At 68.2% G+C, this 13,338-nt stretch carries 13 protein-coding genes; 7 read left to right on the forward strand and 6 right to left on the reverse strand.

The window, feature by feature from the left end:
* Positions 1-43 precede the first annotated feature (43 nt).
* Together DVW87_RS01750 and aroB are read left to right on the forward strand one after the other, a co-directional pair.
* Complete coding sequence (locus tag DVW87_RS01750) at positions 44-586, forward strand: shikimate kinase (protein WP_114686048.1); 543 nt, start codon at positions 44-46, stop codon at positions 584-586.
* Positions 583-1,692, forward strand: coding sequence for a 3-dehydroquinate synthase (gene aroB, locus DVW87_RS01755; protein WP_114686049.1), 1,110 nt, complete (start codon positions 583-585; stop codon positions 1,690-1,692). Before DVW87_RS01750 ends, aroB begins: the two co-directional genes overlap by 4 nt.
* 100 nt (positions 1,693-1,792) lie before the next feature.
* Here the strand turns inward: aroB and tsf are convergent, their stop codons facing one another.
* Positions 1,793-2,737 (reverse strand): translation elongation factor Ts, encoded by a 945-nt coding sequence (gene tsf / locus DVW87_RS01760; protein WP_114686050.1) that lies wholly within the window; start codon positions 2,735-2,737, stop codon positions 1,793-1,795.
* 184 nt (positions 2,738-2,921) lie between these two features.
* Entirely contained in the window at positions 2,922-3,752 is an 831-nt protein-coding gene (gene rpsB / locus DVW87_RS01765; RefSeq protein ID WP_114686051.1) for a 30S ribosomal protein S2, read from the reverse strand.
* Positions 3,753-4,004: 252 nt separating this feature from the next.
* Between rpsB and DVW87_RS01770 the strand changes: the two genes are divergently transcribed.
* On the forward strand, positions 4,005-4,241 hold the full coding sequence (locus DVW87_RS01770) for a hypothetical protein (RefSeq protein ID WP_114686052.1): 237 nt from the start codon (positions 4,005-4,007) through the stop codon (positions 4,239-4,241).
* On the opposite strand, the gene pssA is transcribed toward DVW87_RS01770, so the two are convergent.
* Both pssA and DVW87_RS01780 read right to left on the reverse strand, forming a co-directional pair.
* Entirely contained in the window at positions 4,204-4,956 is a 753-nt protein-coding gene (pssA, locus tag DVW87_RS01775) for a CDP-diacylglycerol--serine O-phosphatidyltransferase (RefSeq protein ID WP_114686053.1), read from the reverse strand. The genes DVW87_RS01770 and pssA overlap by 38 nt on opposite strands.
* A 23-nt stretch (positions 4,957-4,979) precedes the next feature.
* Positions 4,980-5,711, reverse strand: coding sequence for a phosphatidylserine decarboxylase (locus DVW87_RS01780; protein ID WP_114686054.1), 732 nt, complete (start codon positions 5,709-5,711; stop codon positions 4,980-4,982).
* 130 nt (positions 5,712-5,841) lie between these two features.
* Between DVW87_RS01780 and DVW87_RS01785 the strand changes: the two genes are divergently transcribed.
* The 4 genes from DVW87_RS01785 (at position 5,842) to DVW87_RS01795 (ending at position 10,066) form a co-directional block, all read left to right on the forward strand.
* Positions 5,842-7,065, forward strand: coding sequence for an NADP-dependent isocitrate dehydrogenase (locus tag DVW87_RS01785; RefSeq protein ID WP_114686055.1), 1,224 nt, complete (start codon positions 5,842-5,844; stop codon positions 7,063-7,065).
* A gap of 373 nt (positions 7,066-7,438) precedes the next feature.
* A complete protein-coding gene (locus tag DVW87_RS17675; RefSeq protein WP_147276179.1) occupies positions 7,439-7,690 on the forward strand; it encodes a DUF6998 domain-containing protein in 252 nt (83 codons plus the stop codon).
* On the forward strand, positions 7,645-9,417 hold the full coding sequence (locus DVW87_RS01790; RefSeq protein ID WP_114686056.1) for a cation:proton antiporter domain-containing protein: 1,773 nt from the start codon (positions 7,645-7,647) through the stop codon (positions 9,415-9,417). Before DVW87_RS17675 ends, DVW87_RS01790 begins: the two co-directional genes overlap by 46 nt.
* A 4-nt stretch (positions 9,418-9,421) precedes the next feature.
* Entirely contained in the window at positions 9,422-10,066 is a 645-nt protein-coding gene (locus DVW87_RS01795) for an HPP family protein (RefSeq protein WP_114686057.1), read from the forward strand.
* Positions 10,067-10,077: 11 nt separating this feature from the next.
* On the opposite strand, the gene DVW87_RS01800 is transcribed toward DVW87_RS01795, so the two are convergent.
* Positions 10,078-10,575, reverse strand: coding sequence for a hypothetical protein (locus tag DVW87_RS01800; RefSeq protein WP_114686058.1), 498 nt, complete (start codon positions 10,573-10,575; stop codon positions 10,078-10,080).
* Between the two features lie 65 nt (positions 10,576-10,640).
* A complete protein-coding gene (gene alaS, locus DVW87_RS01805; protein WP_114686059.1) occupies positions 10,641-13,304 on the reverse strand; it encodes an alanine--tRNA ligase in 2,664 nt (887 codons plus the stop codon).
* Positions 13,305-13,338: the final 34 nt, after the last annotated feature.

Raw genomic sequence — 13,338 nt, forward strand, 5'->3', positions numbered from 1 at the left:
CGCTTTGCCGCACGCGTGTCGCCGCTGTATAGCCCGCGATCCGATGTTGCAAAGCCTCGCCTTGCCGCTTTCCGAAGCGCCTCTTCGACCGATCGTGCTGGTCGGCCTGATGGGCGTGGGCAAGTCCACCGTGGGCCGCCGCCTTGCCGCCCGATTGCGCCTGCCGTTCGTGGATGCCGACAACGAGATCGAGGCGGCGGCCGGCATGTCGGTCGCCGAGATCTTCGAACGGTTCGGCGAGGCGCATTTCCGGGACGGCGAACGCCGCGTGATCCAGCGCCTGATCGATGGCACCCCCAAGGTGATCGCCACCGGCGGCGGCGCCTTCATCAATCCCGAAACCCGTGCACTGATCCTCGCGCAGTCGACCGCCGTCTGGCTCGATGCGCGCATCGACGTGCTGGTGGAGCGGGTGCGCCGCCGCAATCACCGTCCCTTGCTGAAGGACCGCAATCCCGCCGAGGTGCTGCGCGAACTGGCCGCGGTGCGCAATCCGATCTACGCGGAGGCCCCGATCCACGTTTCCAGCCACCAGGCCCCGCACGAGCATACGGTGGTTGCCATCCTGAAGGCGCTTGGCAGATGATCACCGTCCCGGTCTCGCTCGGAGACCGCAGCTACGACGTGCTGGTGCAGGACGGCCTGCTCGCCCGCGCGGCCGATTATCTCCAGCCGCTCTCGCGCGGTCGCCCGATGGCGATCGTCACGGACGAGAACCTCCGCCCCCATCTCGCGACCCTCCAGGCGGCGCTTGCCACCGCCGGCGTGCGCAGCGAGGCGATCGTGCTGTCGCCGGGCGAGGCCTCCAAGAGCTGGGCCACGCTGGCAGACCTTGTCGACCGGTTGCTCGAACTCGGCGTGGAGCGGCGCGACCATGTGATCGCGCTGGGCGGCGGCGTGATCGGCGATCTCGTCGGCTTCGCCTGCGCGATCCTGAAGCGCGGCTGCCGCTTCGTGCAGGTCCCCACCACTTTGCTGGCGCAGGTCGATTCGTCGGTCGGCGGCAAGACCGCGATCAACACGCGGGCGGGCAAGAACCTGGTCGGCGCCTTTCACCAGCCCAGCCTGGTCCTGATCGATCCCTCGGTGCTCGATACGCTGCCCCCGCGCGAAGTGCGCGCCGGCTATGCCGAGGTGGTCAAATACGGGCTGATCGACGACTTCGCCTTTTTCGAATGGTGCGAGGCGAACGGCGCCGCCTTGCTCGCGGGCGATCCTGCCGCGCGTGCCCACGCCATCTCGCATGCGGTCGCGGCCAAGGCGCGCATCGTCGCGGCCGACGAGCATGAGACGAACGGGACCCGCGCCCTGCTCAATCTCGGCCATACGTTCGGGCACGCGCTCGAGGCGGAAACGGGGTTTTCGCAGAAGCTGATCCATGGCGAAGGCGTGGCCGCCGGCTGCGCCCTGGCGTTCGCCTATTCGGCCGATCGCGGCCTCTGCTCCGGACAGGACGCCGAGCGGGTCGCCGCGCATTTCCGGTCCGTCGGCCTGCCCGATTGCCTCGCGGCTGCCGGCATCGGCGCCACAGGTGCGCGGCTGGTCGATCACATGCTGCACGACAAGAAGATGGACGCGGGCACCCTGCCGTTCCTGCTGGCGCGCGGGATCGGCCGGACGTTCCTCGACCGGTCGGTGGACCTTGCCGACGTCGCCCGCTTCCTGGACGCGCAGCCGCGCGCCGCCTCCTAGGCAGCGCGGAGCCGACCCTGCTCAGGGGCGGTCGGCCGAGGACAAAAAGAAAGGGCGGCCGCATCGCGACCGCCCCGACTTTCTCACCTGAGAACCAGGCTCAGTTGACGCCCTGCGGCACGCCCGAGGCTGCGGCGACTTCGGCGGCGAAGTCGCTTTCTTCCTTTTCGATGCCCTCGCCCAGCTGGAAGCGGACATAGTCCACCAGCGTGATCTTCGTGCCGGCTTTCTTGCCCGCCTGCGCGATCACGTCCTGGATCGACAGCTTGTCGTTCATCACGAACGCCTGGGTGAGCAGCGCGTTTTCGCGACGGAACTTGTCCACCGGGCCGTTGATGATCTTGGCCGCGATCTCCTCGGACTTGCCGGCGATCTTCTCCGCGTTCTTCTCGCGAGCGATGGCCGCCTCGCGCTCGATCACCGCAGGATCGATGCCCTCGGCGTTCAGCGCCAGCGGGAAGGCGGCGGCGACATGCATCGCGATGTTCTTGCCCAGCGGCTCCAGCACGTCCGCACCGGCTTCCGATTCGAGCGCGACGAGCACGCCGATCTTGCCCATGCCGGGCGCCTGCTGGTTGTGGACATAGCTGACCACCGCGCCCTGGTTCACCGACAGGCGGCGCGCGCGGCGCAGCGTCTGGTTCTCGCCGATCGTGGCGATGTTGTTGGTCAGCGCGTCCTCGACGGTGGTGCCCGACGGCATCGCCGCCGCCTTGATCGCCTCGAGGTCATCGCCGGTCGCCAGCGCGACCTGGGTCACCTCGCGCACGAACGCCTGGAACTGCTCGTTCTTGGCGACGAAATCGGTTTCGGAGTTGACCTCCACCGCTGCGCCCGTGGTGCCGCTCACCGCGACGCCCACCAGACCCTCGGCCGCCGTGCGGCTCGACTTCTTGGCGGCAGCCGCCAGGCCCTTGGTGCGCAGCCAGTCCATCGCCGCCGTCAGGTCGCCGCTCGTCTCGTTCAGCGCCTTCTTGCAGTCCATCATGCCCGCGCCGCTCTTTTCGCGCAGTTCCTTGACCATCGCTGCCGTGATCTCGGCCATGTTCGTGTTCCTCTTGGTGGGCGCCCTGAAGGGCAGCCGGTTGGATATATGAAAAACCGTTCGCCCCGAGCCTGTCGAAGGGCCGTCCTTCCCCTGCGATCGTTGCAAGAGAAAGACAGTGCTTCGACAGGCTCAGCACGAACGGTGAGAGGCTTGTCGAAGCCCCGGCGGTCAGGCCAAAGGCTCAGGCGTCGATCTGGCGCTCGCCCTCGACGGCCATCTCGGCCTCGGTCGCGGCAGCCGGCGCTTCCGGATCGGCCGAAACGGTCAGCGCTTCCTCGCGCGGCGGCTCGGCCATGGCGCCGAAATCGGCCCCGCGGCGCTGCTGCTGCTCCTGGCCACCGCGGGTCGCGGCAATGGCGATCGCCTCGCAGTAGAGGCGGATGGCGCGCGCGGCGTCGTCATTGGCGGGCACAGGGAAGGCGATGCCGTCCGGCGACACGTTCGAATCGAGGATCGCCACCACCGGGATGCCCAGCGTGTTGGCTTCCTTGATCGCCAGCTCTTCCTTGTTGGCGTCGATCACGAACATCACGTCCGGGATGCCGCCCATGTCCTTGATGCCACCCAGCGACAGCTCCAGCTTGTCGCGCTCGCGGGTGAGCTGCAGCACTTCCTTCTTGGTGAGGCCGGCGGTGTCGCCCGCAAGCTGCTCTTCCAGCGCCTTGAAGCGCTTGATCGAGCCCGAGATCGTCTTCCAGTTGGTCAGCATGCCGCCGAGCCAGCGATGGTTGACGAAATACTGGCCCGAACGACGCGCCGCATCCGCCACCGGCTCCTGCGCCTGGCGCTTGGTGCCGACGAACAGCACCTTGCCGCCGGCCGCGACGGTGGACGACACGAACTCGAGGGCGCGCGCGAACAGCGGCACCGTTTGCGAGAGATCGAGGATGTGGACGCCGTTGCGATCGCCGAAGATGTAGGGCTTCATCTTCGGGTTCCAGCGGTGGGTCTGGTGACCGAAGTGAGCGCCGGTTTCGAGCAATTGCTGCATGGTGACGACAGGGGCCGCCATAATCTTCTTCCTTCCGGTTATGCCTCTGGGGAGCGGGAATCGAGTGAGGCTCCAAAGCCTCGCGACACCGGTATGTATGCTCCCCATGCGGGGTTGAGGCGCGCGCCATAGACGAGCGACCGGGCAAGATCAAGTATTGACAAGGGAACGATTGGGGAACATTAGGAGATCACAACGGGCTCATGGAACCGCGTTCGAATTGGCGGCGTTGTTCCATCCAAATTCCAGCCCAAGATTCAGGGAGTTGGGCCGATGACGATGGTTTCCACGGTTCTGGTTTTCGCTTTCGCTTTCGCCCTTGTCGCCTGGGTGTTCGCCTTTACGCTCGTTCCGGCATTGCCGCGCATCCGCGCCGTTCTTGCCGGCCGGGAAGATCCCGCGCTGGCCAGCCAGCACCGCATCGTCATTGGCGAGCGTCGTCGGACCCGCTCGTTTGCGGGCACCTCCGCGGTCACGGCGCCGGTGGCGAACTGGCGCGTAGCCGCCTGATCTTCGCGTAGGCGCGATAGCTGAACGGGATCGTCGCGGCATAGGCGACGCACACCAGCGACAGCATCTGCCACGGCGCGGCGATCACCGCCGCCCCCACCAGCACCAGCCCGGCCAGCGCCTCGAAGCGGATGTTCCTGCGCAGGCGCAGGGACGACCAGGAGAAGGTCGCCACGCTGGACACCATCAGCAGCGCAACCAGCGCAACCCAGGGCGCGACGAGCCAGGGCGAGGCGAACACCGGCTCGCCGCTCCAGAACCACAGGTAGAGCGGCAGCATCGCCAGCATGGCGCCGGCCGGCGCCGGCACGCCGGTCAGGAACCCGGCGGACTTGTGCGGCTGCTCGGTCAGGTCGATCTGCGCATTGAACCGGGCGAGGCGCAGCGCGCAGAACACGGCAAAGATCAGCGCCACCAGCCAGCCGAGCCGCGGCACCAGCATCAGCGACCACAGATACAGGATCAGTGCCGGCGACACCCCGAAGGAGATCGCATCGCTGAGCGAATCGAGCTCCGCGCCGAACCGGCTTTCGCCCCGGAGGAACCGGGCGATGCGCCCGTCCAGACCGTCCAGCACGCCGGCCAGGAGGATCATCAGCACCGCCGTTTCCCACTGGCTGGCAATGGCGAAGCGGATGCCGGTGAGCCCGGAGCATAGCGCCAGCGCGGTGACCGCATTGGGCACCACCGCCCGCAGCGGCAGCCCGCGACGCATCCGGGGCAAGGAAGGGCGCACGGTTATTGCGATACGCCAAGCGCGGCGGGCACGTGCGGGCGACCGAGCACCGTCTCGCCGGCGATGCTGCGCTGGCCCAGCGCCACCTGCGGCGCGATGCCGTCCGGCAGGTAGACGTCCACCCGGCTGCCGAAGCGGATCAGGCCCACGCGCTGGCCGGCCGCCACCATGTCGCCCGGCTTCACGAAGCCGACAATGCGGCGGGCCACCAGCCCGGCGATCTGGGTGAAGCCGATCCGCTGCCCGTCGCGGCCTTCCACCACCACGTGCTGGCGCTCGTTCTCCTCACTCGCCTTGTCGAGATCGGCGTTCAGGAACTTGCCGGAGATATAGACGACCTGCCGGATCGTGCCCGCGATTGGCGAGCGATTGATGTGCACGTCGAACACCGACATGAAGATCGACACGCGCACCAGCGGCGCCTCGCCCAGGCCGTTCGGCCCGGCCAGTTCGCGCGGAACGGGCACGCGCTCGATCATGGTAACGAGCCCGTCCGCGGGCGCCACGATCAGCCCTTCGCCCTGCGGCGTCACGCGCACCGGATCGCGGAAGAACGCCGCCACCCAGATCGTCAGGCCGATCAACGGCCAGGTGACGATGTCCCACAGGAAGAACCAGGACAGCAGCACCAGAACAGCGGAAATCGCGATATATTTGCGGCCTTCCGGATGCACGTCCGGAAAGCGCCACTTCACCGTGGTGGTCACCACCGGTGGTTTGTCGAGAGAGGCCATCGCCCTCGTCTATCCCGCCCGGCGCGGGAGGACAACCGCACTTGACGCACAACAAGGATCGGGCCGGTTGATCCCCGCTGTCCATGCTCCTAGGACACGCCGCAACCTCCCCTACGGAAAGAGAGTTTCGATGGCTAAGATCAAGGTGAAGACGCCTGTCGTGGAGATCGACGGCGACGAGATGACGCGGATCATCTGGCAGTGGATCCGCGAGCGCCTGATCCTTCCGTACCTCGACATCGATCTCGAATATTACGACCTCTCCGTCGAGAAGCGCGACGAAACCGAGGACCGCATCACCGTGGATGCGGCCAAGGCCACCCAGAAATACGGCGTCGCCGTCAAGTGCGCCACCATCACGCCGGACGAGGCGCGCGTCGAGGAATTCGGCCTCAAGAAGATGTGGAAGTCGCCCAACGGCACCATCCGCAACATCCTGGGCGGCGTTGTCTTCCGCGAGCCGATCGTCATCAAGAACGTTCCCCGCCTGATCCCCGGCTGGACGCACCCGATCGTCGTCGGCCGCCACGCCTTCGGCGACCAGTACCGCGCCACCGACTTCCGCGTCCCCGGGCCGGGCAAGCTGCGCATGGTGTTCGAGGGCGAGGACGGCACCGTGATCGACGAGGAGGTGTTCCAGTTCCCCTCGTCGGGCGTCGCCATGGGCATGTACAACCTCGACGATTCGATCCGCGACTTCGCCCGCGCCTCGATGCACTACGGCTTGAACCTGAAGTGGCCGGTGTACCTGTCCACCAAGAACACCATCCTCAAGGCCTATGACGGCCGCTTCAAGGACCTGTTCGCCGAGGTGTTCGAGGCCGAGTTCAAGGACAAGTTCCAGGAAGCCGGCATCGTCTACGAGCATCGCCTGATCGACGACATGGTCGCCTCCGCGCTGAAGTGGAACGGCGAGTTCGTCTGGGCCTGCAAGAACTATGACGGCGACGTGCAGTCGGATCAGGTCGCCCAGGGCTTCGGCTCGCTCGGCCTGATGACCTCCGTGCTGCTCACCCCCGACGGCAAGACCGTGGAGGCCGAGGCCGCGCACGGCACCGTCACCCGCCACTACCGCATGCACCAGCAGGGCAAGGCGACCTCCACCAACCCGATCGCCTCGATCTTCGCCTGGACCGGCGGCCTCAAGTATCGCGGCAAGTTCGACAACACGCCGGAGGTGACGCAGTTCGCCGAGACGCTGGAGCGGGTCTGCGTCGAGACGGTCGAGCAGGGCCAGATGACCAAGGACCTCGCCATCCTCATCGGCCCGGACCAGCCCTGGATGACCACCGAGCAGTTCTTCGAGGCGATCGTGAAGAACCTCGAAACCAAGATGGGCGCGACCGCCGCCTGATCGATAAGAGAAGATGCTTTCCGCGCTTGGCTGGTTCGCCGCATCAGCGAGGCCAGCGCGGGAAGCTATTTTGCCTATCTCCGCCGGGTAGAGCGCGTGCTCGCACTCGATCTCGATACCACTCTGCTCGGCAAAGACCCTGTCGATGCACTCGCCCTGCGGCTGTCGTCCGCCGGCGTGCCCCGGCCAGCGTTCGCAACTGTCGCGCCGCACTGACAGCCTACGCGTCCTTCATCGATCACGATGCAGCCGCAGTCGGCCAGCCTGCCGAGCGCAGCGCGCTTGCCGGCCACGGGGAAGCTGTCCTTCTTTCGCTCTACGCCGGCGTTCTGGAGGAACTACGCGCCCGCGGCACCATCCGCTCGGCTAGGGCGTGTCCTATTCTCCGGTCGGCGACTATGCCGAAACGTTGTTCGCCCGCGCCTTCGGCTGGACGCTGGAGCCCAACTCCCGTGCCGCCTTCGACGCTTGCGATGCCAGCGGCCGCCGCTACCAGATCAAGGCGCGCCGGCTCGGCCCAAAGCACAAAAACTGTCCGCATGACCTGACAAACCCGCCGCTACCTGTCTACATGCCGCCATGGCGATCGGATTGGAAAATACGGGCTTCAGCGACACTCTTGTGATCCTTGGCGCGGCGGGCATCGTGATTCCGGCGTTCGCGCGCTTCAAGGTGAGTCCGGTGATCGGCTTCATCCTGGTCGGCCTGCTGGTCGGCCCTTCGGGGCTGGGCACGCTCGTGCGCGATTACCCCTGGCTCTATTACCTCACCATCTCCGATGCGCATGCGATCGAGCCGTTCGCCGAGTTCGGCATCGTTCTGCTCCTCTTTTCGATCGGGCTCGAACTCTCCCTGCGCCGCCTGTGGGCGATGCGCGCGTCCGTGTTCGGCCTCGGCGCGGCGGAGCTGATCGGCGCGGCGGCGATCATCGGCCTCGGCCTGAACCTGCTCGGCCAGGGCTGGGCCGGTGCGATCGGGCTCGGTCTTGCGCTTGCGCTGTCGTCCACCGCGCTGATCCTGCCGATCGCCGGCACGAGCAGCCCGGTCGGCCGCCCCGCCTTCGCCATGCTCCTGTTCGAGGATCTCGCGCTCGTCCCCATCATCTTCGCGCTCGGCGCCATGGCGCCCACCGCCGACCAGGGATGGGCCGGGATCATGGGCGTGCTGCTGCGCGGTTTCATCACCGTGGCGATCATGTTCATCGGCGGCCGCATCTTCCTGCCGCGCCTGTTCGGCCAGGCCGCGCGCACCAAGAGCCCGGAACTGTTCCTGGCGATCTCGCTGCTGGTCGTGATCGTCGCCAGCCTTGCCACGGCCGCGGCGGGCCTTTCGCCCATCGTCGGCGCGCTGCTCGCCGGGCTCCTGATCGCCGAGACGGAGTATCACAGCGAAGTCGAGGTGATGACCGCGCCGTTCAAGGGCCTGGCGCTGGGCGTGTTCCTCATCACCGTGGGCATGAGCCTCAATCTCCGCCTCATCGCGGAGAACTGGCAGTCGCTGCTGCTGGGCATCGCCGGGGTCGTGGCGGTGAAGGCGCTGGTGACGTTCGGCCTCCTGAAGCTGTCGCGCATCCGCAGCGCGGTTGCCGCCGAAACCGGCATGCTGATGTCCAGCCCCGGCGAAACCACGCTGATCGTCCTCGCAACGGCCGCCCAGGCCCAGCTCATCCAGCCGTCCACCGCGAGCTACTGGCAGACGGTGACCGCGATCGGCCTGACGATCACGCCGTTGCTGGCGCAGGCCGGCAAGTCCGCGGCGCGCCGTATCGAGATGCGCGGCACAGGCGAGGACGTGGAGGCCGAAGTGGCGGAAGTCGGGCCGGGAACGGTGGTCATCGGCTTCGGCCGGGTCGGGCGCATGGTGTGCGACATGCTGCGCGCCCATGGCAAGCCGTTCACCGCGGTGGAGGCGGATATCGATGCCGTCGCCGAGGCCCGGCGGGACGGCTATCCGGTGATGTTCGGCGACGTCGCGCGGCCCGAGCTTGTTGATCGCCTGAACCTCGGACGGGCCGATGCGCTGGTGCTGACCATGGACGATCCGGTGCTCACCGTCCGCCTTGCCCGCCGGGTTCGCGGCTGGGTGCCCGGCCTGACCATTGTCGCCCGCGCGCGCGATGCGCACCATGCCGCGCAGCTGTATCGCGCGGGCGTCACGGACGCGGTGCCCGAGACGCTGGAAAGCTCGCTGCAGCTTTCGGAAGCGCTGCTGGTCGATCTGGGTGTCGCGATGGGACCGGTGATCGCGTCCATCCATGAGAAGCGCGACGAGCTGCGCCAGTCGATCAGGGCCGAGGCCGAGCTGGAGCGCGAACCGCGCATCCGCCGCCTGCGCACGCAGGACGCGACCTGAAGCGATGCGCTTTGCCCTGCTGCTACCCGGCGCGCGGTGGAGCGACCGGCTGGTCGCCTGTCTCGGCGCGCTGCTGTGCCTTGCTGCGACGGCCGCCCTGTGCCGCCTGGTGCCGCTGGCAAGCGCGGACCTGCCGTTCCTCGTCGCCCCGCTGGGAGCCTCGGCGGTGCTGGTGTTCGCCGTTCCCGCCAGCCCCCTGGCGCAGCCCTGGTCGGTGGTTGGCGGAAACACGCTTTCCGCGCTGGTCGGCGTGGCGGTCGCAAGGATCGTGCCCGACGCGGCGCTCGCCGCCGGCGTCGCGGTGGGCGCCGCGATCCTGGTCATGTCGCTGCTCCGCTGCCTTCACCCGCCCGGCGGCGCCGCAGCGTTGACGGCGGTGATCGGCGGCCCGGCGATCCACGCCGCCGGCTTCGCCTTCGCGTTCTGGCCCGTTGCCGTGAACTCCGTCCTGCTGGTGCTGCTCGGCATCGCCTTTCACCGGATCAGCGGCCACAGCTACCCGCACAGGCTGGCGCCCGCGCCGGGGCCGCGCTTCGCCCCGTCGGACATCGACGCGGCCCTCGCCGAGATGCACGAAAGCTTCGATATCAGCCGCGAGGATCTGGACGCGCTGCTGGCCCGCGCCGAAGCGCATGCCGCCCGGCGTTGACGCGCTAGCGCTCAGCGGCGGTGCAGCTTGACGCTCAGGTCCGCATCGCCCCGCACCGTCACCGTCGCCCCCGGCGACAGGACCAGGTCCTCGCTCACTTCCACCGTTCGCAGCCCGCTGCCGTCCGCGCAGTTCGTATCCGCCGGACGGCTCCAGCGCACCGAGAGGGTCACGCGACCGCCCTGTTCCGGCGTGTAGGTATAGCGGGGCGACAGCGCGAACGTGAAGGCGGTGTCGATCGAGCGCTCCCGAGCCGGCGCACACCCTGGCGCGGTCGGCTCCGACTGGTTGCGCGAGAAGCGCGACGACTGGCCGGTGGCCACCCGCAGGCTGCCGGCCCACAGCAGCGCAGGCCCCGCCCGCACCTCGACGTCGACGGTATAGCTTTCCGCGGGCCGGGGCGTCTCCGCCACCGTTCGCATCGGCGCGGAGGTGACGACCACCGGCGGCGGCGTTCGCACGGTGAAGGTCGGCGCGGCCTGGGGCAATGCGAGGAACAGCAACGGCATGGACACCTCCGTGCCGCTTGCCCTGCCGCAAAGCCGTTACCGGCTGGTGAAGCGCCCGACGGCCGTTATGCCGCCGCCGTCGCTTCCGCCAGCGCCGCGCGGATCGCGTCCAGCGCCGCCGCTCCCTGGCTTGCGTCCGGCCCGCCGCCCTGCGCCATGTCCGGGCGACCGCCGCCGCCCTGCCCGCCCAGCGCCGCCACGCCGAGCTTCACCAGTTCCACCGCGCTCAGCGACCCGACGAGATCGTCGGTAACCCCCACCGCGATCGAGGCGCGCCCGTCGTTGATCGCCACCAGCGCCGCCACGCCCGAGCCGATCCGGCCCTTGGCCTCGTCCACCGCACCGCGCAGGCCCTTGGCCTCAAAGCCGTCGAGCACCTGGCCGACGAAGTTGATGCCGCCAACCTGCTCCGGCCCGGCCGGCGCAGCGCCCCCGCCCCCGCCGAGCGCCAGCGCCTTCTTCGCCTCCGCCAGTTCGCGCTCCAGCCGCCGCCGTTCCTCCAGCAGCGAGACGACGCGGGCCGGCACCTCGTCGGGCGTGGCCTTCAGCGCCGCCGCCGCCTCGCGCAGCTTGTCGTCGCGGCCGGTCAGATACTGGCGCGCCGCCTCGCCGGTCAGCGCCTCGACGCGCCGCACGCCCGAGGAAACCGCACTCTCGCCGACCACCTTGAACAGCCCGATATCGCCCAGCGCATTCACATGCGTGCCGCCGCACAACTCGATCGAGTAGGTGCGGCCGTCATCCTCGCTGCCCATGGAGACGACGCGCACCTCGTCGCCATATTTCTCCCCGAACAGCGCCATGGCGCCCATCTTGATCGCGTCGTCGGGCGTCATCAGCCGGGTGACCACCGCGCCGTTGCCGCGGATCTGCTCGTTCACCGCCGCTTCCGCATCGGCCAGTTCGCCCACGCTCATCGCGCTCGGATGCGACACGTCGAAGCGCAGCCGCTCCGGCGCGACCAGCGAGCCCTTCTGCGCGACATGGCTCCCCAGCCGCTGGCGCAGCGCCTCGTGCAGCAGGTGCGTCGCGGAATGGTTCGCCCGGATGCGTCCCCGCCGCGCGACGTCGATCTGCAGGCGAACCGCGTCGCCTACCTTGATCGTGCCGTCCTCCACCACGGCATGGTGGACGAACAGCTTGCCGAGCTGCTTGGACGTATCGCGCACCGCCGCGCGCAGCCCCGTTTCACCGGTGATGCTGCCGGCGTCGCCCACCTGCCCGCCGCTTTCGGCATAGAAGGGCGTCTGGTTGACGATCACGTCCACCGCGTCGCCGGCAGTCGCATGCTCCACGCGCACGCCATCCTTGACGAGCGCCAGCACCTGCCCCTCGCCGCTGTCGCTCGAATAGCCGAGGAACTCGGTCGCGCCCGCTTCCTCGACCAAGTCGAACCACAGTTCGTCGGAAGCCTTCGCGCCCGAACCCTTCCATGCCGCGCGCGCCGCACGCTTCTGCTCGGCCATGGCGCTGTCGAAGCCGGCACGGTCCACCGCCAGCCCCTGTGCGCGCAGCGCATCCTCGGTGAGGTCATAGGGGAAGCCGAACGTATCGTAGAGCCGGAACGCCGTCTCGCCGGGCAGCGTGTCGCCTTCGCCCAGCCCCGCCGTCGCCTCGTCCAGCAGCTTCAGCCCGCGGTCCAGCGTGCGGCGGAACTGCGTTTCTTCCTGCTGCAGGGTCGCCTCGATCAGCGGCTGCGCCCGCACCAGCTCCGGATAGGCCGCGCCCATTTCGGCGACCAGCGCCGGCACCAGCCGGTGCATCAGCGGCTCTTTTGCGCCCAGCAGATGCGCATGGCGCATCGCGCGCCGCATGATCCGCCGCAGCACATAGCCGCGCCCCTCGTTCGCCGGCAGCACGCCGTCCGCCACCAGGAAGCCGGCCGAGCGCAGATGGTCCGCGATCACCCGGTGGCTCGCCTGGTTCTCGCCGGTCGTATGCGTGTGCGTCAGCGCGCCGGAAGCGGCGATCAGCGCCTTGAACGTGTCTGTGTCGTAATTGTCGTGCACGCCCTGGAGCACCGCGGAAACGCGCTCCAGCCCCATGCCGGTGTCGATCGACTTCTTCGGCAGCTCGCCGACGATCTCGTTGGCTTCCTGCTCGAACTGCATGAAGACGAGGTTCCAGATCTCGATGAACCGGTCGCCATCCTCGTCCGGGCTGCCGGGAGGGCCGCCGGCGATGTGCTCGCCATGGTCGTAGAAGATCTCGGAGCACGGTCCGCACGGTCCGTTCTCGCCCATCGCCCAGAAATTGTCCTTCGTCGGGATGCGGATGATGCGGTGCTCGGGCAGGCCCGCGATCTTCTTCCACAGATCGAACGCCTCGTCGTCCGTATGGTAGACGGTGGCCAGCAGCTTGTCCGCCGGCAGCCCCCATTCGCGGGTCAGCAGCGTCCAGGCATGGGTGATCGCCTGTTCCTTGAAGTAGTCGCCGAACGAGAAATTGCCCAGCATCTCGAAGAAGGTGTGATGCCGCGCGGTGTAGCCGACATTGTCGAGGTCGTTGTGCTTGCCGCCCGCCCGCACGCACTTCTGCGAGGAGGTCGCGCGCGTGTACGGCCGCGATTCCAGCCCGGTGAAGACGTTCTTGAACGGCACCATGCCCGCATTGACGAACATCAGCGTCGGGTCGTTCTGCGGCACCAGCGGCGCCGAGGGCACGATGCTGTGCCCGTTGGACCCGAAGTAATCGAGAAAGGAACGGCGGATGTCGTTGGTCGAGCTCATGCCTCGCGACTTAGGCGAGCCATAGCCTACACTC

Source organism: Sphingomonas aracearum, from assembly GCF_003345355.1.
Taxonomy (GTDB): Bacteria; Pseudomonadota; Alphaproteobacteria; order Sphingomonadales; family Sphingomonadaceae; genus Sphingomonas; species Sphingomonas aracearum.